The organism is Burkholderia sp. AU6039, assembly GCF_002223365.1.
Lineage (GTDB): Bacteria > Pseudomonadota > Gammaproteobacteria > Burkholderiales > Burkholderiaceae > Burkholderia.
On sequence record NZ_NKFK01000004.1, the window covers coordinates 885,703 to 908,989 of the forward strand.

Sequence of the window (23,287 nt, forward strand, 5' to 3'; positions counted from 1 at the left end):
ATTTTCGTCCCACTTAACTTTTTTTGATACGCGCGACAGAATCTAGAACACGCCGAAATTGAGGTCAAGCTAAAATTTTCGTAGGGCTAAAATCGGCGCGGCGCCTGCGCATCCCGGCACAACGCCACATGAATTCGCCCGGCGACACGGCGCGGTACAATGCGCCGGCATCGCCGCCCCGACGGCCGTGCTTCGTGCGAGGCGCGGAAATCACCGTCCGGCGACTGCACCGCCCGTCCGCTCGCCTCCCGACTCGTTGTCACGAAAGAGATTCATGGATTCAGACATCATGCGTATCGGCCAGCGCATTCGCCGCCTGCGCCGGGAAGCGAAGAAGACGCTGCTGGAAGTCGCGACCGAGGCGAAGCTGTCGGTCGGGTTCCTGTCCCAGGTCGAGCGCCACCTCACGGGCATCTCGCTGTCGTCGCTCGTCAACGTCGCGAAGGCACTCGGCGTGCCGCTCGGCGCGCTGATCGACCAGCCGCGCCAGGCCCAGCCCGATTCGTACGAGGGCCGCCGCAAGCCGTACGCGCTCGACGCCAGGTCGCAGTGGTACGAACGCCTCTCCACCACGTTCGACGGCAGCCAGATCAACGCGCTCAAGGTGCAGATGATGGAAGGCTACCGCTCGGAATGGGTCGCGCACGGCGGCGACGAATTCGTGTACGTGCTGGCCGGCCGGATCTGCTACACGGTCGGCAAGAAGGATTACCCGCTGTCGCCCGGCGACTCGCTGCACTTCGACGCGCGCAAGCGGCATCGGGTCGCCAACGTGGGCGACGGGCCGGCCGAGGTGATCGCGGTCGGCACGCTGCCGCTGTTCGACGACCGTGGCGCCGGGTTCGTGTCGGCGACGATGGACGTCGGTAAACCGGCGCGCGCCGCACGTGCGACGCCGGGCGAGCCGCGCGTGAGCCGCCGTGGGCCGGCGCCCAGGCGGGCGGAACGCGAGCGCGACGCCGGCGCGGCGGGAAAGGAAAAGAAGGCCGCGGCCAAGCCGCGCGTATCCGCCGGCAAACGCCCGGCGGCCGCGAAGCCGGCGCGTAAGAAGAAGTCGTAACGGTTGCCGGGGAGGCAGACGCAAGGCGCGCGCCCTTCCCGCCGGCCCTATTCGCCGCCCCTATTCGCCGCCCCTATTCGCCGATCTCGAGCGCGTGCGCGACGGCCTCGATCCGTGCGCGATGCACGGCGTCCTTGATCTTCTCCGTATCGTTGCCGATGCCGCGCGCGATTGCGCCGGCATCGACGCTGCGCGCGGCCGCGAGCGCGACGCGAAGCCGCTCGGCCTGCGGATACGGCTGCGCGTCGAGCCCGAGCCGCCCGCGCGCATCCGATTCGCATGCCTGCAGCATCTCGGCGAAACGCGCCGGCTTGCGCAGCGCGTCGCTGCGCTCGAACAGCCGCACCAGCGCGGCCGCGCCCATCTCCATCACGCGATGCAGGTTGCCGTGCTCGCGCGCGACGACCAGCGCGAGATCGCGGCATTCGTTCGGCACACGCAGCCGCTCGCACAACGGCTTGAGCAGGTCGACGCTGCGGCCCTCGTGGCCGACGTGGCGCGGCAGCACGTCGGCCGGTGTCGTCGCCTTGCCGAGATCGTGCGTGAGCGCCGCGAAGCGCACCGGCAGCGAATAACCCTGCTTCGCCGCATAGTCGACGACCATCATCACGTGCACGCCCGTGTCGACTTCCGGGTGGTAGTCGGCGCGCTGCGGCACGCCCCACAACGCATCGACCTCGGGCAGGATGCGCGCGAGCGCGCCGCACTCGCGCAGCACCGCGAACATCCGCGACGGCTTCGCTTCCATCAGCCCGCGCGCGATTTCCTGCCACACGCGCTCGGGCACGAGCGCGTCGACCTCGCCCGCGTCGACCATCCGCCGCATCAGCGCGAGCGTTTCGTCCGCGACCGTGAAATCCGCGAACCGCGCGGCGAAGCGCGCGATCCGCAGGATCCGCACCGGATCCTCGACGAACGCGTCGCTCACATGCCGGAACACGCGCGCGCGCAGGTCGGCCTGCCCGTCGAACGGATCGATCACCGGCCCGACGAGCTCTCCCTCCGGGCTCACCTCGCGCGCCATCGCGTTGATCGTCAGGTCGCGCCGCGCGAGGTCCTCGTCGAGCGTCACGTCCGGCGCGTAATGGAACTGGAAGCCGTGATAGCCGGCCGCCGTCTTGCGCTCGGTGCGCGCGAGCGCGTACTCCTCCTGCGTGCGCGGATGCAGGAATACCGGGAAATCCTTGCCGACCGGCCGGAACCCCTGCGCGGCCATCTGCTCGGGGGTCGCGCCCACCACCACGTAGTCGCGGTCCTGCACGGGCACGCCGAGCAGTTCGTCGCGGATGGCGCCGCCTACTGCGTAGATGTTCATGGCTGCGGCTCGTATTCGGCGATCACGTTCGTTTCGCGGCGCGCGGCATCGATCCAGCGCTGCACGGCCGGCAGCGCCGTCACGCGCGCCGCATAGCCGGCCGCTTCCGGCGACAGGCCCGGCGCGTACGTGTTGAAGCGCATCACGACGGGCGCGTACATCGCATCGGCAATGCCGAATTCGCCGAACAGGAACGGCCCGCCCGACGCCTCGAGACACGCGCTCCACAGCGCATCGATGCGCGCGACATCGGCGAGCGCGTCGGGTGTCGCGCCGCGCCCCGGCATCGACGCGCGCACGTTCATGCCCATCTGCGTGCGCAGCGCCGCGAAGCCCGAATGCATCTCGGCCGCGACGCAGCGCGCATGCGCGCGCTCGAGCGGATCGGCCGGCCACATCGGAAACTGCGGATAGCGTTCGGCGAGCGTCTCGGCGATCGCGAGCGAATCCCAGATCGCGACGCCGTGGTCGTCGATCAGGCACGGCACCTTGCCGGACGGCGAATACTCGCGGATGCGCGCGGCCGTGTCATCGTGGCGCAGCTCGATCGCGATCTCGTCGAACGGGATGCCGAAATGCGCGAGCAGCAGCCACGGGCGCATCGACCACGACGAGTAGTTCTTGTCTCCAATGACGAGTTTCATGACGGTGTTCCGGAAAACGCGAAGGTGGAAAGGATGACGTTGCCGGCCTAGCGGCGCGAGCGGAACCAGTCGAACCGGGAGCGCTGCGCGGCCTGGCCGAGATACGCGGGCGCGATGCTTTCGAGACTCGCGGGCGAGATCCCGAGCTCCGGCGCGAGCGGCCCCGACAGCACGTTCGGCACCGACATCGTCGCGAGATTGTCGCGCGTGAGCACGGGCTCGCCGGGCAGGCATTCGAACACGTTCGCCTGCAGCCGCGCAAGCGCGTCGGGCAGCCGCACGATGCGTGCCTGGCGGCCGACCAGCGTGCCGCAATAGCGCACCAGCTGCTCGAGCGTGTAGACGGTCGGGCCGCCGAGTTCGTAGGTCTTGCCGTGTGCGGCCGCGAGATCGAGCGTGTTGACGAACGCGCGCACGACATCGCCGACGAACACCGGCTGGAAGCGCGCGTCGGGCATCGCGAGCGGTAGCACGGGCACCGAGCGCTGCAGGTTCGCGAACGTGTTGAGGAACGCATCGCCGGGGCCGAACACGACCGACGGGCGGAAGATCGTCAGCGCGAGCGAATCGGTCGCCGCGATCGCATGCAGCGCGGCCTCGCCGTCGCCCTTCGAGCGCTGGTACATGCTCGCGCCATGCGAATCGGCGCCGAGCGCGCTCATGTGCAGCACGCGCTGCACGCCCACCTCGGTGCAGGCGGTCGCGAGCGCGGCCGGCAGCGTGACGTGCGCGCGCTCGAAGCCGGGCCCGTACGGCGTGCCGCGGCCGCCGTGCAGCACGCCGACCAGGTTGATCGCCGCGTGCGCACCGGCGACGAAGCGCGCGAGCGTGCGCGTGTCGAGCGCGTCGAGCTCGACGATTTCGACCGGCAGCATCTGCAGGTGGCGCGCGTGGTCGCGCCGGCGCGTGCCGATCCGTACCTGCTTGCCGGATTCGGTCAGCGCATTGACGAGCCGGCTGCCGATGAAGCCGGTGCCGCCCAGCAGCGCGACGGTCTGGCGATCCATGTCGTGAGCCTCAAAAGAACACTGCCGCGTCTCGCGCGGCAGTGTGAAGATTGCGTATCAGGGCGAGATCATGCCTAGACGTTTCTTCAACGACTGCGGTTTGCCCTCGAAGAGCGCCGCGTAGTAGACGGTGTTCGACAGCACGTTCTTCACGTAGTCGCGCGTCTCGTTGAACGGAATCGTTTCTGCGAAGATCGCGCCTTCGACCGGCTGCGTCAACACCTGGCGCCACTGGCGCGGCCGGCCCGGGCCCGCGTTGTAGCCGGCCGTGGCGAGCACCGGCGAGCTGTCGAAGTTGTTGTAGATGTCCGCCAGATACCAGGTGCCGAGCTGGATGTTGGTATCGATGTCGTGCATCTGCGCGCGCGAGATCGTGCCCATGCCGAGCTTCTTCGCGACCATCTGCGCGGTGGCCGGCATCAGCTGCATCAGGCCGCCCGCGCCCACCGACGAACGCGCGCTGATGATGAAGCGCGATTCCTGGCGGATCAGCCCGTACGCCCATTCGGTGTCGAGGCCCGTCGATTGCGCATAGCGCTCGACGATGTTGCGGTACGGCGACGGGTAGCGCAGCGTGAAGTCGTGCTCGGCCTTCGTGCGGTCGGCCGTGTTGACCGTGCGGTCGAGCAGCTCGACGCGCTTGCCGTATTCGGCCGCGGCCAGCAGCTGGCGATCGGTCATCCCGCGCAGCGGCCAGTTCCATTCGCGGTTGCCTTCGAGGCGCAGGTTCAGCGCGTAGAAACGCTGGGCAAGCGCGAAGCCCGGAATCTTGCTCATCGCGTCGATCTCGGCGTCGCTCACCTTCGTGCGCGGCGGGATCGTCGTGCGCTGGCCGAGCTCTTCGCCGGCGAGTTGCCCGTAGAAGTTGAACTGGCCCGCGACCTGCTCGAATTCCTGGTTCGCCTGCAGCGTGTCGCCGCTCTGCTTGAGCGCGCGCGCATGCCAGTAGATCCAGGCCGGATCGTCGCGCAGCGACGGCGGCATCTGCTCGATCGACCAGCGCACCATCGGCCAGTTGCCGGCGAGCAGCGCGGCGCGCGTGCGCCATTCGTAGCCCGGGTTCGACAGCGGCGCATTCGTCGATTTCGCGTACCAGACCGACGCGAGCGGCGAGCGCTTGATCGCGCCCTGGTAGCCGATCGCGCCCCACGCGATCGCCTGCTCCTGCTTGGTCAGCGACGGCGCGATCGTGGTCAGCATCCCGGCGGCGGCGTCCGGATCGTTGCGCGCCATGCGGCTGAGCGCGATCAGTGCGATCTGGTGCGACGTCGCGTCGGGGCCGACGCCGCGCGCGAGGTACAGCGGCGGCGCGCTCGTCGCCTGGTCGAAGCCGACCGGGCGCGGGCCGAGCGCGTCGACGATCTTGCCGCCGAGCGTCGTGTAGTTCTGCTCGTACGCGAGGCGCGCCTGCTGCCACACGTCGTCGCTCGTGAACTGCTGGTTGACCGTGAGCGCGGTGATCAGGTCGACGCACGCGTCGCCGTAGTTCTTCGGCTCGACGAGCAGCGCACGCGCCGCTTCGGCGACGTTCTCGCCGCGCGCCGCGCGCGATTCGAGCGCATAGCACTTGACCTGCGTGTCGTCGTCGAGCACGAAGCGCTTGTATTGCTCGTCGAAGTTGCGCCAGTCGTGGCGCGCGCCGAGCACGAGCAGGTAGTCGTTGCGCAGGCGGTCGGCGATCGCCTGGCCGTCGTAGCGCTGCAGGAACGACTGCACGGGCGCGTCCGGCGCGTCCACGCGCGCGCGGCCCGTCGAATCGAACAACTGCGGCTTGATCTGGAAATACTCGACGTAGGACGGTACCGGATAGTTCGGGATCATCGACGCGAGCTGCGCGGCTTTCGCGGCGTCGTTGCGACGCGCGGCTTCACGAAGCTGCACGAAGGTCTGGTCGTCCCCGGCGACCGTATCGTCGTTCGGTGCGGCGCACGCAGCCGTCCCCGCGACGAGCGCGGCGGCCGAAAGTGTGAGCGCGACCGCGCGATATACTCGGAAAAGGCTGTTCGACATCGTTTTGAATGGAGCACGAAGTGAGCGAAAGCATAGCACGCAACCCTGTGCCGAACCCGAAGGTTGCGCTACGCAAAACGCTGTCCGGCGCGCGTCGCGACGCCGCGTCGCAACCCGCCGCGAATGCCGCGCTCGATGCGCGGCTGCGCACGCTGCTCGACCGGCTCGCGCCGCGCACGGTCGGGTTCTACTGGCCGCTGCCGGGGGAATTCGACGCGCGCGAGGCCGTGCTCGCGTGGTGCGCGGCCGGTGCCGGCAGGCAGGCTGCGCTACCCGTGATCGACGAGAGGCACACGCCGCTCGAGTTCCATGCATGGGACACGCACACGCCGATGCGCGAAGGTCATCACCGGATTCCGGAACCGGCGTCGGGAATCGTCGTCGTGCCCGACCTGTTGCTGATTCCCTGTGTGGGATTCGATCTGCAGCGCTACCGGCTCGGCTACGGCGGCGGCTACTACGACCGCACGCTTGCCGCCTGGCCGGGCAGCGAGCTGCCCGTGACGGTCGGCATCGCGTATGAAGCGTGCCGCGTCGATGCACTGCCGGCCGAAGCGCACGATCTCGCGCTGCACTGGATCGTGACCGACGGCGCGCTGTACCCGGCCGCCGGATGACGCGGCGTGCGGCGCCGCATCCGTCGTCGCACGCCCGTCAGCGCACCGCCGCGCGCCAGCCGCGGCGCAACCGTTTACAGCGACGCCGCCGCGCGCGCGGCCGTGTCGTACAGGCCCGATGCGTTGCGCAGCAACTGCGCCGCGTCGCCGATCTGCTCGTTGGTGAGCCCGCTGTCCTTCAGCGTCTCGATCAGGCAGTGCTCGCGCACCTCGCGGTACTTCAGGCACAGGTCGCGGCCCGCGTCGGTCGCGAAGAAGAACACTTCCTTGCCGTTCTTCTCGCTCTTCACATAGCCGCGGGCGATCAGTTTTTTCAGCGCATAGGTCGCGACGTGCGTATCCTCGATATTGAGCACGAAGCAGATGTCGGCGAGCTTCTTCTTGCGTTCGCGATGGCTGACGTGATGCAGCAGCGACACCTCGACCGCCGTCATGTCCTTCGCGCCGGCCGCCGACATGCAGCGCACCATCCACCGATTGAAAGCATTGCCTGCCATGATGAGGCCGTATTCGAGTTCCGACAGCTCCGCGCTCGAATCGGAAACGAGGTGTTCGGATGACACGATCTTGGTCGCAGGACGCTTCATGGAAAGGCGGAGCAAGCCGGATGACAGGGTGTGCCGAGTGTACGCCAGAAGCCCCGACATACGGGCTAGGCGAAAACGCTTATTGGGAAGTTGTCGATATTTTATTGACAATGTGCGCTAACATTGCCGTCCGAACCGTGCCAGTCCGATGACGCAACCCCGCTTTTATCCGCTCGGCGATGCCGCCCTCGTCTGCGAGGTGCCGCCGCCCGCCACGCTCGATTGCCAGCGCCGCGTCTGGGCCGTTGCCGAGGCCGCGCGCGCGTGGCCCGACGTGATCGACGTCGTGCCCGGCATGAACAACCTGACGATCGTATTCGACGCGCTCGCCACGACGGCCGAGTCGCTCACGCCCGCGCTGCGCGACGCGTGGGAGACGGCCGACGTCGAGCACGCGGACGGCCGCGAGGTCGAGATCCCGGTCGAATACGGCGGCGCCGCCGGCCCCGATCTGCCGGCCGTCGCCGCGCATACCGGCCTGTCGGCCGACGAAGTCGTCGCGCGCCACGCGGCCGGCGCCTACGTCGTGTTCTTCGTCGGCTTCCAGCCGGGCTTCGCGTATCTCGGCGGGCTCGACGCCGCGCTGCACATGCCGCGCCGCGCGGCGCCGCGCCTCGAGGTGCCGGCCGGCTCGGTCGGCATCGGCGGCGCGCAGACGGGCATCTACCCGGCCACGTCGCCCGGCGGCTGGCAACTGATCGGCCGTACATCGCACGTGCTGTTCGATCCGGCGCGGCCGCAGCCGACGCTGCTGCTGCCCGGCGACCGCGTACGCTTCACCATTGCCGGAGTCGACGCACGATGACCCAGAGCACCGTACCGGGCACCATCGAAGTGGTGCGGGCCGGCCCGCTGTCCACCGTGCAGGATCTCGGGCGCCGCGGCGCGCGCCATCTCGGCGTCGCGCAGGGCGGTGCACTCGACGGCCTCGCGCTCGAAGTCGGCAACCGGCTGGTCGGCAACCGCCCCGATGCGGCGGGCGTCGAGATCACGATCGGCCCGGCCGCCTTCCGCTTCACGCGCGCGACCCGCATCGCGATCACCGGCACCGAGTTCGGTGCGACGCTCGACGGCCAGCGCGTATATTCATGGTGGAGCCTGCCGGTCGAGGCCGGGCAGACGCTCGTGCTGCCCGCCGCGAAACGCGGGATGCGCGGCTACCTGTGCATCGCCGGCGGCATCGACGTGCTGCCGATGCTCGGCTCGCGCAGCACCGATCTCGCATCGCGCTTCGGCGGCCTCGGCGGCCGCGCGCTGCGCGACGGCGATCGCCTCCCGGTCGGCGTGCTTCCGGCCGGGATGGGTTGCCTCGCGGCCGATGCGCCCGAATTCGGCGTCAAGGCGCCGGCGTGGTGCGGGTTCGTGCGCGTCGACGAGCCGCCGCGCCGTCACCGCCCCGCGCATGCGCCGTGGGCGATGCCGGTGCGCGTGCTGCCGGGCCCCGACTACGCGTCGTTCGCCGCCGATTCGCAGCAGGCGTTCTGGGATGAGGAATGGCTGGTCACGGCGAACAGCAACCGCATGGGCTACCGGCTCGCCGGTGTCGAACTCGTGCGCGAACGGCCGGCCGAGCTGCTGTCGCACGCGGTGCTGCCCGGCACGATCCAGGTGCCGCCGAACGGCCAGCCGATCGTGCTGATGCACGACGCGCAGACCACCGGCGGCTACCCGAAGATCGGCACGGTGATCCGTGCGGACCTGTGGAAACTCGCGCAGGCGCGGCTCAACCTGCCGATCCGCTTCGTGCGCACGACACCCGACGCCGCGCGCGCCGCGCTGGCCGCGGAACGTGCGTATCTGCGGCAGATCGACGTGGCGATCGACATGCGCGAGGAAGCGCGCCGCCGCGCCGAGTCGCGCGCGGCGTGACAATGGCGGTAGCGGTACCGAAGGCAGTCGCAGTAGAGAAAACGGGCCACGCAATCAGTGGACGAGGAACATCATGCAAATCGATCTGAATGCCGATCTCGGCGAAGGATGCGGTTCGGACGAGGCGCTGCTCGACCTCGTGACGTCCGCGAACATCGCATGCGGGTGGCATGCGGGCGGTGCGAACGCGATGCGCGACTGCGTACGCTGGGCCGTGCAGAAAGGCGTGGCGATCGGCGCGCACCCGAGCTTTCACGATCCGGAGAATTTCGGCCGCAAGGAAATGCAGCTGCCGGCCAGCGACATCTACGCGGGCGTGCTGTACCAGCTCGGCGCGCTGTCGGCGATCGCGCAGGCCGAGGGCGGGCGCATCGCGCACGTGAAACCGCACGGCGCGCTGTACAACCAGGCCGCGCGCGACCCGCTGATCGCCGATGCGGTGGTGTCCGCGATCCGCGATTTCGACCCGTCGCTCGCGGTGTTCGGGCTCGCGAACAGCGTGTTCGTCGCGGCCACGCGGCACGCGGGGCTCGCCGCGGTCGAGGAAGTGTTCGCCGATCGCGGCTACCGCGCGGACGGATCGCTCGTGCCGCGCAACCAGCCCGGCGCGCTGATCGACGACGAGGACACGATGATCGCGCGCACGCTGGACATGGTGCGCAGCCGGCAGGTGCGGGCGATCGGCGGCGAGTGGGTGATGCTCAATGCGCAGACCGTCTGCCTGCACGGCGACGGGCCGCACGCGCTGGTATTCGCGAAACGGATTCGCGCCGCGCTCGAGGCGGTGGGCGTCGACGTGGTCGCGCCCGGGATGCTGCAGGCGGACGAACGCGCCTGATCCGGCCGATCGCGCCGGCGGACGCACGATCGGTCGCACAAAAGAAAAAAGCGCCCTCGTGGCGCTTTTCCGTTGGCACAATCGCTGCGGCTTCGCCGTCTGTCGATTCGCCCCCCGAAACCGTCTTGCGACGGTGACCGGAAAACCATTCCGGATTAAAAAACGTCCGCCGCCGCCCGATTACTGCCTTTCCCCGGTGGGACGACGGAACGTCGCTTATCCCGCAAGTCGGCCTGCATGCCTTGTTGTTGTCCGACGATGATTGGCCCCGCCGTACATGCAGACACTTCCGCGGCCGGCACGTGCACCACGTGCCGGCAACGCGCTAACCCCGCGCTTTATTTTCTGCTACCCCGTAGAACTTTTTCTATTCTTTTCATTTTTTCAACTTGTGGATCGAAGAATAGATATTGGCAGATCGGGATGTCAATCGTTTGAAACGCTATTTTCTGATGATTCGAGGGTTTTCCTTATCGAATCGCGTGCCCAACCAGGCGTTTGAGCCGCTCGCACAACGTCGATCAAACAGGGGAGGATCGGTTCGGGCGCGGTGACGGCGATCAGTTCGCGTCGACCCTGTAACCTTGTTGACGCAACAATTCGAGCACGCCGCGCGGGCCGCCCAGGTGCAGCGCGCCGATCGCGACGAACAGCGGCCGGTTCGGCGCGGCGATTGCCGTCATCCGTGCAACAAAGCGCCGGTTGCGCTCGTACACGATCTTGTTGTCGATCGCGTCCGACAACGCCTTCGACCGCGCGAGCCGTTCGCTCTTCGCGACCGCCCATGCCGAGATCGCATCGGCGTCGCCAATTCGCCACAGTCGATGCAGCGCCTTGATGTCGTCGGCGTTCTGCGCGGGCGTCTGCACCATGTCCTGCGCGAGCATCTCGCGCTGCTCGGCGAGCGTCAGCCCGGTGAACGCGCGCATCTGTTCGGCGAGCGTCTCGAGCCCGATCACGCGGCCGCCCTTTTTCTTCAGGAACACGTTCTGCAGCTGCGCCTCGGTGCCGTATTCCGTCTGCAGGCCGGCCGACAGCGAATCGTAGGTCTCGACGACGAGCGCCGCGAGCCACGGCCGCATCTTGCGGATTTCGACGAGCGCCGCCGGGTTGCCGCGCAGGCGCGCCGCGAGCCGCTGCCACAGCGGCTCGGGCAGCAGGCGCTGCAGGCACGGGTAGCGGCAGACGCCGTACTTCGACACGTCGTCCTGCGATTCGAGCAGGTCGTCGGGCGACAGTTCGAGCGCCAGGGTGGGCGACGCGGCGAGCGCCGCGAGGATGCGCGGCCGGAACGGCTGCACGCTCGGGTAGTCGGACGGGTCGCCGGTGTGCAGCGTGCCGAGCACGTAGAGCGTGACCTTGCCCTTGGTTGCAACGTAGAACGGCATGCGGGCGGGCTGCACGCGCACGGAGCCGCTCGAAACCGTGCCGTTCGACACGGCAGGCGCATGAAAGCCCGGCAGGCTCATGCCGGGCGGCGGGACTTGCGACGGATGGATCGGTGAAGTGGCCGGCGCGCGCCCTTCGGCGCGCGCGGATTCGGCGGGAACCACGAGGCTGGCCGCCACGCACGCGCCGGCCAGCGCCGCGCCCGTGACGGTACGCACGCTCCAGCGCCGCGCGTAGCGGTACGCGCGCATCACGCGCGCGCTGCTTGCCCCCGCACGGCGCACGCCGGACGCGCGCGCCGCCAACACCTCAGGCATTCTCCTCCCCGACTTCCTCGGCCCGATGGCAGGCCACGCGCCGGCCGTCGACCTCGCGCAGCTGCGGCTCCTCCACCCGGCAGCGCTCGACCGCATACGGGCAGCGCTGATGGAACGCGCAGCCCGACGGCGGATTGAGCGGCGACGGCAGTTCGCCCTGCAGCTTGATCTGCACGCGGCGGTCTTCCTCGAAGATCGCCGGCGTCGCCGACATCAGCGCGCGCGTGTACGGATGGCGCGGCCGTGCGTAGATCGTCGCCTTGTCGCCCAGCTCCGCGACGCTGCCGAAGTACATCACCATCACGTCGTCCGCGACGTGCTCGACCACCGACAGGTTGTGCGAGATGAACACGTAGCTCGTCTTGAACTGCTCCTGCAGATCCATGAACAGGTTCAGGATCTGCGCCTGGATCGACACGTCGAGCGCGGACACCGGCTCGTCGGCCACGACGATGCGCGGATCGAGGATCATCGCGCGCGCGATCGCGACCCGCTGGCGCTGGCCGCCCGAGAACATGTGCGGATAACGCTTCGCGTGCTCGGGCCGCAGGCCGACCGTGCGCATGATCTGCGCGATGCGCTGCGCGCGTTCGGCGGCGGTCAGGTTCGCGTTGATCTCGAGCGGCTCGGAAAGCGTCTGCTCGACGGTCTTGCGCGGATTCAGCGACGCGAACGGGTTCTGGAACACCATCTGCACGCGGCGGCGCAGGTCGGCCACCGTCTCGCGGCTGGCGCCGGCGACGTTCTTGCCGTCGATCGTCAGGCTGCCCGAGGTGGGCGTCTCGATCATCGTCAGCTGGCGGGCGAGCGTCGACTTCCCGCAGCCCGATTCGCCGACGACGGCGAGCGTCTTGCCGCGCTTCAGCGAGAACGACACGCCGTTCAGTGCCTTCACCGTGCCCTGCCCGAACATCCCGCGCTTCACCGAATAGTGTTTCGCGAGGCCGTCGGCCACCAGCACGGCTTCCTCGTCGTGCGACACGCGAGGCGTTTGATTGACTGCATTCATCGTGCACCTCCCGTCAGGTCGAGGTTGGAAACGTTGAGCGGCTTGATGCAGCGTGCGCGCATCGCATCGTTGGCCGGCACCAGCGTGTCGAGCGCCGGCCGCGCCTTGCGGCAGTCGTCGACGACGTACTTGCAGCGCGGCGCGAACAGGCACCCGGACGGGCGATCATCGCGGCCCGGCACCATGCCGGGCAATGCGGCAAGGCGACGCGCCCCCTGATTGTGCTCGGGAATCGCCGCGAGCAGCGCTTCGGTGTACGGATGATGCGGTGCACGGAAGATGTCGGGCACGCGGTTGGTCTCGATCACCTCGCCCGCGTACATCACCGCCACGCGCTGCGCGACTTCCGACACCACGGCCAGGTCGTGCGAGATCAGCACGAGCGCCATCCCGCGCTCCTTCTGCAGCTTCACGAGCAGGTCCATGATCTGCGCCTGGATCGTCACGTCGAGCGCGGTGGTCGGCTCGTCGGCGATCAGCAGCTTCGGGTTGCACGCCACCGCCATCGCGATCATCACGCGCTGGTTCATCCCGCCCGACATCTGGTGCGGGAACGACGCGATGCGGTTCTTCGCATCGGGAATGCCGACCTGGTCGAGCAGTTCGAGCGCACGCCGGTGCAGCGCGTCGCCGCGCAAGCCCTCGTGCAGCTTCAGCACTTCCTTGATCTGGTAGCCGACCGTATAGCTCGGGTTCAGGCTCGTCAGCGCGTCCTGGAACACCATCGCGATGTCCTTGCCGACGATCTTGCGGCGCGCCTTCGGCGACGCCTTCAGCAGGTCGACGCCGTTGAACGTGACTTCGTCCGCCGTCACCTTGCCCGGCGCGTCGATCAGGCCCATCAGCGCCATCATCGTCACGCTCTTGCCCGAGCCCGATTCGCCGACGACGCCCACCACCTCGCCCGGCGCGATCGACAGGTTGATCCGGTCGACCGCGGGCAGGCCGTTGAAATTCACCGCGAGATTGCGGATGGTCAGAAGATCTTGGCTCATGTTCACGCCATCCGTTTCAGTTTGGGATCGAGCGCGTCGCGCAGCCCGTCGCCGAGCAGGTTGATCGCGAGCACCGAAATCAGGATCGACAGGCCCGGCATCGTCACGATCCACCACGCATTGTCGATGTAGTCGCGCGCGGAGGCCAGCATCGCGCCCCACTCGGCGGTCGGCGGTTGCACGCCGAGGCCGAGGAAGCCGAGCGCGGCCGCGTCGAGGATGGCCGACGAGAAGCCGAGCGTCGCCTGCACGATCAGCGGCGCCGTACAGTTCGGCAGCACCTGCGAGAACATCAGGCGCAGCGTGCCGGCACCGGCCACGCGCGACGCCGTCACGTACTCCTTCTGCAGCTCGCCGAGCGCCGATGCGCGCGTGAGGCGCACGTAGGCCGGCAGCGCGACGATCGCGATCGCGAACATCGTGTTGGTGAGGCCCGGGCCGATGATCGCGACGACCGCGACCGCGAGCAGAAGCGACGGCAGCGCGAGCAGCACGTCCATGATGCGCATCACGGGCGTGTCGGCCCACTTCTGGAAGAACGCGGCGACGAGCCCGAGCACGATGCCGGGGATCAGCGCGAGCACGACCGACACGAAGCCGATCCAGAACGACATCCGTGCGCCGAACATCAGCCGCGAAAGAATGTCGCGGCCTGCTTCGTCGGTGCCGAGGATGAATTTCCAGTTGCCGCCTTCGAGCCACGCGGGCGGGATCTTCACGAAGTCGCGGTATTGCTCGACCGGGCTGTGCGGCGCGAGCAGCGGCGCGAGCAGCGCGACCAGGATCAGCACGATCACGACGATGCCGGCGCCGACGGCGCCACGGTTGCGCGAGAAGTTGGCCCAGAACTCGCGCAGCGCGAGCGCACGGCCGCCGGCCGGCGCGGATTCGGTCGGCAGGGTATTTTGCAGATTGCTCATGGGATTACCTCGTGTGGCGGATGCGCGGATTCAGCACGCCGTACAGCAGGTCGACGACCAGGTTCACGACGATCACGAGCGTCGCGATCAGCAGGATGCCGCCCTGGACGACCGGATAGTCGCGGCGGCCGATCGCATCGATCAGCCACTTGCCGACACCGGGCCACGAAAAGAGCGTCTCGGTCAGAACGGCGCCCGCGAGCAGTGTGCCGATCTGCAGGCCGATCACGGTGACGACCGGGATCAGCGCATTGCGCAGCGCATGCACGACGACCACGCGCGCGGGCGACAGCCCCTTCGCGCGGGCGGTGCGGATGTAGTCCTCGCGCAGCACTTCGAGCATCGACGAGCGCGTCATCCGCGCGATCACCGCGAGCGGGATCGTGCCGAGCACGATGGCGGGCAGGATCAGGTGGCTGACCGCCGACTTGAACGCGCCTTCATCCGGCGCGAGCAGCGCGTCGATCAGCATGAAGCCCGTCGGGTGCGGGAAATCGTATTCGACGGCGATGCGCCCCGACACGGGCGTCCAGCCGAGATATGACGAAAACACCATGATGAGGATCAGCCCCCACCAGAAGATCGGCATCGAATAGCCGGTGAGCGCGGTGCCCATCACGCCATGGTCGACGACCGAGCCGCGCCGCAATGCGGCGATCACGCCGGCCGGCAGCCCGACCGCGAGCGCGAACACGAGCGCGCACAGCGACAGCTCGACGGTCGCCGGGAAGCGCGCGAAGAACTCGCCCGCGACGCTCGTGTTGGTGATGATCGACGTGCCGAGGTCGCCATGCAGCGCCCGGCCGATGTAGTGGATGTACTGCATGGGCAGCGGCTGGTCGAGCCCGAGGCGCTTCATCGCCTCCGCATGCATCGCGGGATCGACGCCGCGCTCGCCCATCATCACTTCGATGGGGTCGCCCGGTATCAGGTGAATCAGCGCAAACGCCAGGATGGTGATGCCGATGAAAGTCGGGATCACCATGCCCACGCGGCGCAACACGAATGTGAACATGATGCGTCTCGTATTTTCTTGTGGGAAATGTGCGACCGGCGACGGGAAGCTTTTGGCCTCCCGCCGCCGGATGAATTAGCCGGTCTCGGTCTTCGTAGACAGCTTACGCCGGATGCGTTACTTCACGCTCACACCGTCGAAGCGGGCATAGCCGAGCGGCTCGATACGCATGTCGACCACGGTCTTGCGCACCGGCTGGTAGACCGTCGAGTTCGCGATCGGCGAGAACGGCAGCTGTTGCGCGAAGATCTGCTGAGCCTGCATGTAGAGCTTCGTCCGCGCGTCCTGGCCCGTCGTCGTGCGGCCCTTCTGGACCAGCTCGTCGAACGGCTTGTAGCACCAGTGCGAGAAGTTGTTGCCCTTGATCGCTTCGCAGCCGAGCAGCGTGCCGAGCCAGTTGTCCGGATCGCCGTTGTCGCCCGTCCAGCCGATCAGCATCGTGTCCTGCTCACCCGAGTGCGCGCGCTTGATGTACTCGCCCCACTCGTACGTGACGATCTTCGCCTTCACGCCGATCTTCGCCCAGTCGGCCTGGATCATCTCGGCCATCAGGCGGGCGTTCGGGTTGTACGCGCGCTGCACCGGCATCGCCCACAGCGTGATCTCGAAACCGTTCGGGAAGCCGGCCTTCGCGAGCAGCGCCTTCGCCTTCGCGGTGTCGTTCGGCGCCATCTTCAGGTTCTTGTCGTACGACCATTGGGTCGGCGGCATCGGCGCGTTGGCGGCCTGGCCTGCGCCCTGGTAGACGGACTCGAGGATCGCCTTCTTGTTGATCGCCATGTCGAGTGCCTGACGCACCTCGAGCTTGTCGACCGGCTTGTGCTCGACGTTGTACGCGAGATAGCCGAGGTTGAAGCCGGCCTGCGACGGCATGTCGACGTTCGAATCGGCCTTCAGCGTCGCGATGTCGGCCGGACGCGGATAGCTCATCACCTGGCATTCGTTGCGCTTGATCTTCTGCACGCGCACGCCCGGATCCGGCGTGATCGAGAAGATCAGCTTCGAGATCTTCACTTCGCCCTTCTTCCAGTAATCAGGATTGCCGTCGAATCGGATCGTCGCGTCCTTCGTGTAGCTGCGGAAGATGAACGGGCCCGTGCCGACCGGCTTCTGGTTGATGTCGGCGGCCTTGCCTGCCTTCATCAGCTGGTCGCCGTATTCGGCCGACAGGATCGACGCGAATTCCATCGCCATGTTCTGGATGAACGGCGCATTCGGCTCGGCGAGCGTGAACTTCACGGTGTACGGATCGACCTTCTCGACCTTCGTGATCAGCTTGTCGAGGCCCATGTCGGTGAAGTACGGGAACGACACCGGGTACGCCTTGCGGAACGCCTGGTTCGGGTCGAGCATGCGCTGGAACGTGAACAGCACGTCGTCCGCGTTGAATTCACGCGTCGGCTTGAAGAAGTCCGTCGTGTGGAACTTCACGCCGTGGCGCAGATGGAACGTGTACACCTTGCCGTCCGGCGACACGTCCCACTTCTCGGCGAGGCCCGGCTCGACCTTCGTGCCGCCGCGCTCGAATTCGACGAGGCGGTTGTAGACGGTGAACGTGGCGGCGGTGAAATCGACGCCGGTCGTAAATTGCGCGGAATCGAAACCCGCCGGGCTGCCTTCTGAGCAGTAGACGAGCGTTTTGTTCGGAATCTGTGCGAATGCAGAGCCCGCGACGCCGAGCGATGCCGCTGCCACGCCTGCAATGGCGGTAACACGCAGGGTGTGCAACAGACGGTTGTATTCCATGTTTCCTCCAGGTCTCCAGATCGGAACCGGCCCGCCAGGGGCCGGCGTACGCGGATATTACTTGAGCTAACGATGTGGCAACAAGCTGGAGAAAAAACTCTTCTAGATGTCCCGCCGGGTTTTTGCCGATGTTTAGTGGGAGTAAAAAATGCGACAACGCGCGCGAGCGCCCATTTCGTTCATTTCGCGCAAGTTTCGTTCGACGACTAAACAATTCGGGCGCGAACACGAAGGCTCGACCCACCGCTTTCCCGTGTTCCGCAGCACATCATTGCGTTTTGCGAAACGATCCGGTGATCGTCGTCAAATCGTCATGTTGCCGCGTCGCCGCGTCGTCACGCCGGCGCGTCGAGGTCGGCGCTGCGCGCGGGCACGAACGCGACCGCGACGATCGACAGCGCGATCCCGGCCATCACGTAGTAGGTCGGCGCGAGCGGCGTGCCCGTGACCTTGATCAGCCACGTGACGATGAACTGCCCGAAGCCGCCGAACAGCATCACCGCGACGTTGTACGCGATCGACAGCCCGGTCGAGCGCACGTTGGCCGGGAACAGCTCGGCGATCATCGCGCCGAACGGTCCGTAGTAGCCCGCGAGCGTGACCGACAGCACGGCCTGCACCGCGATCAGCCGCGCGATGCTCGGCGCCGCGTCGAGCCACGCGAACAGCGGATACATCAGCACGAGCGTGAGCACGAGCGACCAGAGCGACAGCCCCTTGCGGCCGATGCGATCCGACCACGCACCGGCGATCGGCGACAGCACCATCAGCAGCAGGTTGCCGACGATCACCGCATAGAACGATTCCGCGTACGGCAGCTTCAGCTGCTTCACCGCGAAGGTCGGCAGATAGCTGATCAGCACGTAGATCGTCACCGTCAGCGCGATCACCGAGCCGAGCCCGCACAGCACCTCGCGCGGGTAGCGCGTGAACACTTCGCCGAGCGTCACGCGGCGCGCGCTTTGCTGCGCATGCAGGAACGCCTCGGAATCGGCGAGATGGCGGCGGATGTAGAAGCCGATCGGGCCGATCACGAGCCCGAGGATGAACGGCACGCGCCAGCCCCAGCTGCGCAGCGCCTCGTGCGACAGCCCGCGCGTGACGGCCGCGCCGACGAGCGCGCCGATCAGCAGCGCGGCCGCCTGGCTCGCCATCTGCCAGCTGCCGTAGAAGCCGCGTTTCGAGAATGGCGCGGCTTCGATCAGCAGCGCCGTCGCGCTGCCGAATTCGCCGCCCGCGGAGAAGCCCTGCAGCAGACGGCCGAGCACGATCAGGAGCGGGCCGCCGATGCCGATCGCCGCATACGGCGGCGCGACCGCGAGCAGGAAGATGCCGGCCGTCATCAGGAGGATCACGAGCGACAGCGCGGCCTTGCGGCCCGCGCGATCCGCGTACAGCCCGAACACGATGCCGCCGATCGGACGCATGAAGAACGCGACGCCGAACGTCGCGGTGGTCAGCAGCAGCGACGAGTATTCGCTGGAGGTGGGGAAGAACAACTCGGCGATCACGACCGTCATGAAGCCGAACACCGTGAAGTCGTACCACTCGAGCGCATTGCCGATCACGGCGGCCGCGACCGCACGCCGGTTCAGTGCACGCTCGGGCCGGCTCGTTTTCGTTGAATTCGCAATCGTCGCCATGCGTGCCTCGTCCTCGTCAGTTCGCCGTGTCGGGCTGCGCGGCGCGCGGGGTGCCCGCGGCGCGCCGGTGTGCAGCGAGTGTAGAAAGCGACGGAACCGTTTTCAAGCAATAAAAAACGCCCGCCATCTTTCGACGGCGGGCGTTGTGCGGTTTTCGCCACAATGCGGCATCGCACGATGCCGCACGGGCCTCAACCCATCTTCGAGAAGGCGCTGCACCAGCCCTTCGCCGACACCTGCTTGCCGGGGAAGGCGCCGCACGGGCCCGAGGCCGAGCCCTTCTTGCCCTGGTACAGCATGCAGGCCGCGCAATCCTGGCCCGCTGCGTATTTCGGGTACTTCGTCTTGTCGACCTTCGTCGCATCGGCCTTGTAGCCGAGTGCCGTCGCGGTCGGGTCGCTTTCCGCGAGCATCGGCGCATCGGCCAGCGCTTCACGCGACAGCGCCAGCGCGGACACGGCACCAATGCTCGTAATCAGGAAACTCCGACGGGATGTTTTCATGGGGGACTCGCTCCAACGTTATCGGTTTGAAAGCTGTTCCAGGGTCTGTCTACCGATGGAACACGCATGCGAAGGCCCGAAATCGCTCGCAGGGCAAGGAGGGAGGAGCGCCGTTTGGCCATGCCAAACAAGCGACGACCGACGCCGCCATGCGGGCGATTTCGGGCCTTCCCGTGGAAACGATATCAATTTGGGGTTGCCCCGAGAAGGGCCGCTCGCCGCGTTGCGCTCCTTGCGAATACGTCCAGTATTCGCGGCGTCGCGCGCCTCGCGAGCGGCCCTTCTCGGGGCAACGCATGCGTGTTCCATCGGTAGACAGACCCTGTACAGCCGTTCGACAGAATAACGCTCATGCGAATAAATGTGCGTGCCGAAATTCCAGAGATAAGGGATTTCACACAGGCGCCACACGGCCGATACGCATTCGCCACCTACCCGTCACACCGTCACACACGCGCCGCGTCAGCGGTAAGCCGTCATGTCGCCCACCCGCTGCGCAAGCGCGAGCGACGCGGTGAGCCCCGGCGACTCGATGCCGAACAGGTTCACGAGCCCGCGCACGCCATGCTGCGCGGCGCCCTGCACGATGAAGTCCGCCGGCGGCTCGCCGGGGCCCGCGAGCTTCGGCCGGATGCCCGCGTACGCCGGCTGCAGCGCGTCGTCGGGCAAGCCCGGCCAGAACGCGCGGATCGACGCGTAGAACGCGGTCGCGCGCGCCGGATCGACTTCGTAGCGCAACGCATCGATCCATTCGACGTCCGGGCCGAAGCGCGCCTGCCCGCCGAGATCGAGCGTCAGGTGCACGCCGAGCCCCGCGCGGTCGGGCATCGGATAGATCAGGTGGGAAAACGGTGCGCGCCCCGACAGGCTGAAATAGTTGCCGCGCGCGAGATAGAGCGGCGGCACCCAGCGCGGGTCGAGGCCGCGCGTGCGACGCGCCAGCGCCTGGGCGCCGAGGCCCGCGCTGTTGATCACGCAGGCGGCCTCGATCTCGGTCGGCGCGTCGCCGCCCGTGCGCACGACGAAGCGGCCGCCGCGCAGCACGTCGATCGATTCGACCGGGGATTTCAGCGCGCACACGGCGCCGTCGCGCTCCGCGTCGCCGAGCAGCGCGAGCATCAGCTGGTGGCTGTCGACGATGCCGGTGGACGGCGAGAACAGCGCCTCGACGCATTCGAGCGCGGGCTCGAGCGCCTGCGCCTCGGCGCGCGTGAGCGGCATCAGGTCGAGCACGCCGTTTTCGGTCGCGCGTGCGGCGATCGCCCTCAACTGCTTCACCTGCGCGGCGCTCGTGGCGACGAGCAGCTTGCCGGCGCGCCGGTGCGGCACGTGATGGGTCTCGCAGAATTCGTACAGCAGGTCGCGCCCGTGCACGCACGACGTCGCCTTCAGCGACCCGCGCGGATAGTAGAGCCCCGCGTGGATCACTTCGCTGTTGCGCGAACTCGTAGCCGTGCCGATCGCATCGGCGGCCTCGAGCACGAGCGTTTCACGCCCGCGCGCGGCCAGTTCACGCGCAATCGCCAGACCGACGACGCCCGCGCCGATCACGACACAATCCATCTGCTCCATGACGTTTCGCGCCGCTAGCGCGTCGAGGGGAGAGAAGGGAATTGTACGTCCCGGTTCATCCGCTTGCCGAAGGTCGTGCAGCGTTGCGCGACGACGCCGTGCGTGACGCGCGACGCACGGCACGACACGACACGCGGCTCTGCGCGGCGCGCACGGCCCCGGCCTTGGTGGCGTGCGCGCGCCGCTCGTTCAGAAGCCGATCGGCCGGCGCTTCGCGGCGCCTTCGTCGGCCCGGATGTCGCGCGGCCCGATCGCGTCGCGCCCGTCGAGCCGTGCGGCGCCGAACGCGTGCAGCAGCGCGCGGCGCATCGTGCGCGGCGGGGTCGCGGCCAGCACGTCGAGCGCGTCGTCGCCGAGGGTGTCCGGGAAGCGCCGCCCCCATGCATGCGACGTGCGGATCTCGTCGTAGATCGTCTGCGCGATCCGGCGCGCGCCGGCCGCATCGGGCGGCTCGATCTCGTACACGTTCATCCGGTTGAGCAGCGGCTCCGGGATCGCGTGCGCCTCGTTCGCGGTCGCGATCCAGATCACGTTGCCCGCATCGATCGGCACTTCCGCGAATTCGTCGATGAATGCGCGCGCGGTGTCGTGCTCGAGCAACGCATACAGCGCGCCGAGCGGATCGTATTGCGCATCGCTGCCGGCCTTGTCGATCTCGTCGACCGCGATCACCGGGTTCGCGTAGCTGCCGTTCACCAGTGCATCGAACACCTTGCCGGGCTTCGCGTTCTTCCATTGCGACGACGCACCCGACAGGATCCAGCCGGCCGTCAGCGAACTCATCGGCACGTAGTGGTACGCGGTGCCGAGCAGTTGCGCGAGCGCCTTCGCGAAGTGCGTCTTGCCGATGCCCGGGGGCCCGAGCAGCAGGATCGGCATCAGTTCGAGCCGGTCCTCCGTTTCGAGGCACAGCGCGACCTGCTTGCGCACGTCTTCGAGCGGCTCGGCGAAATTGGGCAATGCCTCGCCGAGCGCGTCGAACGACGGCATCCGGTTCGGCTTCACGCAGAAGCGCAGATTGCCCGTCTTGAGCATCCTCTCGTAGGTGGCGCGCAGTGCGTCGCTCGCGCTCTCGTTCAAGTCACTCAGCGCCGTCTCGACCTGCTCGAGGTCGTACACCGTGCTGAAGGATGCCACCGCCAGTTCCTGTTTCACCATCGCCGTCGTCATACCAACCTCGCTGCCGCTTGCCGTTACACGATCATCAGACCCTTACGATTTCAGTGTAGCGATCCCGCATCCCCGCGCAAGCAAGCAGCCGCGCGAGTCTGCTGCTAACACCCGCGCGCGCTGCACGCCGGCGCGCCGCGGCGTATGATCGTCGATTCACCCACCCGCCGCACCGGCCCGTCCGACCGCGCCCGCGCGGCGCGTCGGCCCCCGCCCCAAAGGTATGCCGATGTCCGTCCCCCCTGCTTTTCCGCGCGTCGATGCCGATGCGATCGACGCCGTCGACGCGGCGCTCACGTCGCGCCGTGCGGTTCGCGCGTTCCTGCCGACGCCGGTGCCGCGCGACACGCTCGAGGCGATCCTCGAAGCCGCGAGCCGTGCGCCGTCGGGCACCAACATCCAGCCGTGGCGCGTGTACGTCGCGACGGGCGCCACGCGCGATGCGCTCGCCGCCGCGCTCACCGCGGCCCACGACGATCCCGCGCGCGACGAGAAATACGTCGCCGAGTACGACTACTACCCGCGCGAATGGGTGTCGCCGTATATCGACCGACGCCGCAAGGTCGGCTGGGACCTGTACGGCCTGTTGAACATCGGCCGCGACGAGAAGGCGCGCATGCATGCGCAACACGCCCGCAACTTCCGTTTCTTCGATGCGCCGGTCGCATTGTTCTTCACGCTCGACCGCGTGATGACCTACGGCGCCTGGCTCGACTGCGGGATGTTCCTGCAGGGCGTGATGACGGCCGCACGCGCACGCGGGCTCGATACCTGCCCGCAGGCCGCGTTCGTGCCGTTTCACCGGATCGTCACCGAACACCTCGGCATTCCCGCCAACGAACAGCTGGTGTGCGGGATGTCGCTCGGCCATGCGGACCCCGACGCGATCGAGAACCGCCTCGTCACCGAGCGCGCGCCGGTCGCCGAGTTCACGCGCTTTTTCGCTTGAAAACGCATGACGCGGCCCTACCTTTCGAACAGGCATGCATCGTGCGGCGAACCTGCCGCGACGCATCCTGTCACATCGCGATCGAAATCGATCGGGCGTAAGATGTGCGTCC

General features: G+C 67.8%; 21 protein-coding genes. 6 read left to right on the forward strand and 15 right to left on the reverse strand.

All coding sequences use genetic code 11. The features are described 5' to 3' along the window. The first annotated feature begins 274 nt into the window (after positions 1-274). The gene (locus tag CFB39_RS16835) at positions 275-1,060 is read left to right on the forward strand and encodes a helix-turn-helix domain-containing protein (protein ID WP_089473699.1); all 786 of its coding nucleotides are present in this window, start codon (positions 275-277) and stop codon (positions 1,058-1,060) included. A gap of 73 nt (positions 1,061-1,133) precedes the next feature. On the opposite strand, the gene CFB39_RS16840 is transcribed toward CFB39_RS16835, so the two are convergent. The 4 genes from CFB39_RS16840 to CFB39_RS16855 are packed head-to-tail and all read right to left on the reverse strand — an operon-like array spanning position 1,134 to position 6,036. After that, positions 1,134-2,375, reverse strand: a complete 1,242-nt coding sequence (locus CFB39_RS16840; protein WP_089473700.1) for a multifunctional CCA addition/repair protein — start codon at positions 2,373-2,375, stop codon at positions 1,134-1,136. Beyond that, positions 2,372-3,019 (reverse strand): glutathione S-transferase family protein, encoded by a 648-nt coding sequence (locus tag CFB39_RS16845; protein WP_089441217.1) that lies wholly within the window; start codon positions 3,017-3,019, stop codon positions 2,372-2,374. Before CFB39_RS16845 ends, CFB39_RS16840 begins: the two co-directional genes overlap by 4 nt. A 47-nt stretch (positions 3,020-3,066) precedes the next feature. Further along, positions 3,067-4,026, reverse strand: coding sequence for a complex I NDUFA9 subunit family protein (locus CFB39_RS16850; protein ID WP_089473701.1), 960 nt, complete (start codon positions 4,024-4,026; stop codon positions 3,067-3,069). 57 nt (positions 4,027-4,083) lie between these two features. Further along, a complete protein-coding gene (locus tag CFB39_RS16855) occupies positions 4,084-6,036 on the reverse strand; it encodes a lytic transglycosylase domain-containing protein (protein WP_089473702.1) in 1,953 nt (650 codons plus the stop codon). A gap of 8 nt (positions 6,037-6,044) precedes the next feature. On the opposite strand from CFB39_RS16855, the gene CFB39_RS16860 reads away from it, so the two are divergent. After that, on the forward strand, positions 6,045-6,653 hold the full coding sequence (locus CFB39_RS16860) for a 5-formyltetrahydrofolate cyclo-ligase (protein WP_089426528.1): 609 nt from the start codon (positions 6,045-6,047) through the stop codon (positions 6,651-6,653). Between the two features lie 74 nt (positions 6,654-6,727). On the opposite strand, the gene CFB39_RS16865 is transcribed toward CFB39_RS16860, so the two are convergent. Further along, complete coding sequence (locus tag CFB39_RS16865; RefSeq protein WP_027788908.1) at positions 6,728-7,240, reverse strand: winged helix DNA-binding protein; 513 nt, start codon at positions 7,238-7,240, stop codon at positions 6,728-6,730. A gap of 148 nt (positions 7,241-7,388) precedes the next feature. Between CFB39_RS16865 and pxpB the strand changes: the two genes are divergently transcribed. From pxpB to pxpA, 3 genes are all read left to right on the forward strand, one after another. Continuing rightward, positions 7,389-8,045 (forward strand): 5-oxoprolinase subunit PxpB, encoded by a 657-nt coding sequence (gene pxpB, locus CFB39_RS16870; RefSeq protein ID WP_089426529.1) that lies wholly within the window; start codon positions 7,389-7,391, stop codon positions 8,043-8,045. Further along, positions 8,042-9,109 (forward strand): biotin-dependent carboxyltransferase family protein, encoded by a 1,068-nt coding sequence (locus tag CFB39_RS16875; protein WP_089473703.1) that lies wholly within the window; start codon positions 8,042-8,044, stop codon positions 9,107-9,109. Before pxpB ends, CFB39_RS16875 begins: the two co-directional genes overlap by 4 nt. A gap of 73 nt (positions 9,110-9,182) precedes the next feature. Beyond that, entirely contained in the window at positions 9,183-9,947 is a 765-nt protein-coding gene (pxpA, locus tag CFB39_RS16880) for a 5-oxoprolinase subunit PxpA (protein WP_089473704.1), read from the forward strand. 560 nt (positions 9,948-10,507) lie between these two features. Here pxpA and CFB39_RS16885 read toward each other — a convergent pair. From CFB39_RS16885 to CFB39_RS16930, 10 genes are all read right to left on the reverse strand, one after another. Beyond that, positions 10,508-11,653, reverse strand: coding sequence for a TraB/GumN family protein (locus CFB39_RS16885; RefSeq protein ID WP_089473705.1), 1,146 nt, complete (start codon positions 11,651-11,653; stop codon positions 10,508-10,510). Continuing rightward, complete coding sequence (locus CFB39_RS16890; RefSeq protein WP_039354810.1) at positions 11,646-12,662, reverse strand: peptide ABC transporter ATP-binding protein; 1,017 nt, start codon at positions 12,660-12,662, stop codon at positions 11,646-11,648. Before CFB39_RS16890 ends, CFB39_RS16885 begins: the two co-directional genes overlap by 8 nt. Beyond that, positions 12,659-13,657 carry an ABC transporter ATP-binding protein gene (locus CFB39_RS16895; RefSeq protein WP_089426533.1) on the reverse strand — a complete coding sequence of 333 codons (999 nt, stop codon included), beginning with the start codon at positions 13,655-13,657 and terminating at the stop codon, positions 12,659-12,661. The genes CFB39_RS16890 and CFB39_RS16895 overlap by 4 nt, the downstream gene beginning before the upstream one ends. A gap of 2 nt (positions 13,658-13,659) precedes the next feature. After that, positions 13,660-14,577, reverse strand: coding sequence for an ABC transporter permease subunit (locus tag CFB39_RS16900; RefSeq protein WP_089426534.1), 918 nt, complete (start codon positions 14,575-14,577; stop codon positions 13,660-13,662). Positions 14,578-14,581: 4 nt separating this feature from the next. Continuing rightward, positions 14,582-15,592, reverse strand: a complete 1,011-nt coding sequence (locus tag CFB39_RS16905; RefSeq protein WP_089461761.1) for an ABC transporter permease subunit — start codon at positions 15,590-15,592, stop codon at positions 14,582-14,584. A 117-nt stretch (positions 15,593-15,709) separates the two neighbouring features. Further along, a complete protein-coding gene (locus CFB39_RS16910) occupies positions 15,710-17,338 on the reverse strand; it encodes an ABC transporter substrate-binding protein (protein WP_046544223.1) in 1,629 nt (542 codons plus the stop codon). Between the two features lie 335 nt (positions 17,339-17,673). After that, the gene (locus tag CFB39_RS16915; protein ID WP_089473706.1) at positions 17,674-18,981 is read right to left on the reverse strand and encodes an MFS transporter; all 1,308 of its coding nucleotides are present in this window, start codon (positions 18,979-18,981) and stop codon (positions 17,674-17,676) included. Positions 18,982-19,172: 191 nt separating this feature from the next. After that, the gene (locus CFB39_RS16920; protein WP_039354792.1) at positions 19,173-19,484 is read right to left on the reverse strand and encodes a high-potential iron-sulfur protein; all 312 of its coding nucleotides are present in this window, start codon (positions 19,482-19,484) and stop codon (positions 19,173-19,175) included. 462 nt (positions 19,485-19,946) lie between these two features. Next, positions 19,947-21,056, reverse strand: coding sequence for an NAD(P)/FAD-dependent oxidoreductase (locus tag CFB39_RS16925; RefSeq protein ID WP_089473707.1), 1,110 nt, complete (start codon positions 21,054-21,056; stop codon positions 19,947-19,949). A 189-nt stretch (positions 21,057-21,245) separates the two neighbouring features. Beyond that, on the reverse strand, positions 21,246-22,226 hold the full coding sequence (locus tag CFB39_RS16930; protein ID WP_089426539.1) for an AAA family ATPase: 981 nt from the start codon (positions 22,224-22,226) through the stop codon (positions 21,246-21,248). A gap of 229 nt (positions 22,227-22,455) precedes the next feature. Here CFB39_RS16930 and CFB39_RS16935 point away from each other — a divergent pair, with 229 nt between their 5' ends. Further along, the gene (locus CFB39_RS16935) at positions 22,456-23,175 is read left to right on the forward strand and encodes a nitroreductase (RefSeq protein ID WP_089473804.1); all 720 of its coding nucleotides are present in this window, start codon (positions 22,456-22,458) and stop codon (positions 23,173-23,175) included. The last annotated feature ends 112 nt before the right edge of the window (positions 23,176-23,287 follow it).

Excerpts from the sequence above, each read along its gene's own strand:
- CFB39_RS16835 (WP_089473699.1), top strand. The coding sequence starts at position 275 with ATGGATTCAGACATCATGCGTATCGGCCAGCGCATTCGCCGCCTGCGC.
- CFB39_RS16840 (WP_089473700.1), bottom strand. The coding sequence starts at position 2,375 with ATGAACATCTACGCAGTAGGCGGCGCCATCCGCGACGAACTGCTCGGC.
- CFB39_RS16845 (WP_089441217.1), bottom strand. The coding sequence starts at position 3,019 with ATGAAACTCGTCATTGGAGACAAGAACTACTCGTCGTGGTCGATGCGC.
- CFB39_RS16850 (WP_089473701.1), bottom strand. The coding sequence starts at position 4,026 with ATGGATCGCCAGACCGTCGCGCTGCTGGGCGGCACCGGCTTCATCGGC.
- CFB39_RS16855 (WP_089473702.1), bottom strand. The coding sequence starts at position 6,036 with ATGTCGAACAGCCTTTTCCGAGTATATCGCGCGGTCGCGCTCACACTT.
- CFB39_RS16860 (WP_089426528.1), top strand. The coding sequence starts at position 6,045 with ATGGAGCACGAAGTGAGCGAAAGCATAGCACGCAACCCTGTGCCGAAC.
- CFB39_RS16865 (WP_027788908.1), bottom strand. The coding sequence starts at position 7,240 with ATGAAGCGTCCTGCGACCAAGATCGTGTCATCCGAACACCTCGTTTCC.
- pxpB (WP_089426529.1), top strand. The coding sequence starts at position 7,389 with ATGACGCAACCCCGCTTTTATCCGCTCGGCGATGCCGCCCTCGTCTGC.
- CFB39_RS16875 (WP_089473703.1), top strand. The coding sequence starts at position 8,042 with ATGACCCAGAGCACCGTACCGGGCACCATCGAAGTGGTGCGGGCCGGC.
- pxpA (WP_089473704.1), top strand. The coding sequence starts at position 9,183 with ATGCAAATCGATCTGAATGCCGATCTCGGCGAAGGATGCGGTTCGGAC.
- CFB39_RS16885 (WP_089473705.1), bottom strand. The coding sequence starts at position 11,653 with ATGCCTGAGGTGTTGGCGGCGCGCGCGTCCGGCGTGCGCCGTGCGGGG.
- CFB39_RS16890 (WP_039354810.1), bottom strand. The coding sequence starts at position 12,662 with ATGAATGCAGTCAATCAAACGCCTCGCGTGTCGCACGACGAGGAAGCC.
- CFB39_RS16895 (WP_089426533.1), bottom strand. The coding sequence starts at position 13,657 with ATGAGCCAAGATCTTCTGACCATCCGCAATCTCGCGGTGAATTTCAAC.
- CFB39_RS16900 (WP_089426534.1), bottom strand. The coding sequence starts at position 14,577 with ATGAGCAATCTGCAAAATACCCTGCCGACCGAATCCGCGCCGGCCGGC.
- CFB39_RS16905 (WP_089461761.1), bottom strand. The coding sequence starts at position 15,592 with ATGTTCACATTCGTGTTGCGCCGCGTGGGCATGGTGATCCCGACTTTC.
- CFB39_RS16910 (WP_046544223.1), bottom strand. The coding sequence starts at position 17,338 with ATGGAATACAACCGTCTGTTGCACACCCTGCGTGTTACCGCCATTGCA.
- CFB39_RS16915 (WP_089473706.1), bottom strand. The coding sequence starts at position 18,981 with ATGGCGACGATTGCGAATTCAACGAAAACGAGCCGGCCCGAGCGTGCA.
- CFB39_RS16920 (WP_039354792.1), bottom strand. The coding sequence starts at position 19,484 with ATGAAAACATCCCGTCGGAGTTTCCTGATTACGAGCATTGGTGCCGTG.
- CFB39_RS16925 (WP_089473707.1), bottom strand. The coding sequence starts at position 21,056 with ATGGAGCAGATGGATTGTGTCGTGATCGGCGCGGGCGTCGTCGGTCTG.
- CFB39_RS16930 (WP_089426539.1), bottom strand. The coding sequence starts at position 22,226 with ATGACGACGGCGATGGTGAAACAGGAACTGGCGGTGGCATCCTTCAGC.
- CFB39_RS16935 (WP_089473804.1), top strand. The coding sequence starts at position 22,456 with ATGTCCGTCCCCCCTGCTTTTCCGCGCGTCGATGCCGATGCGATCGAC.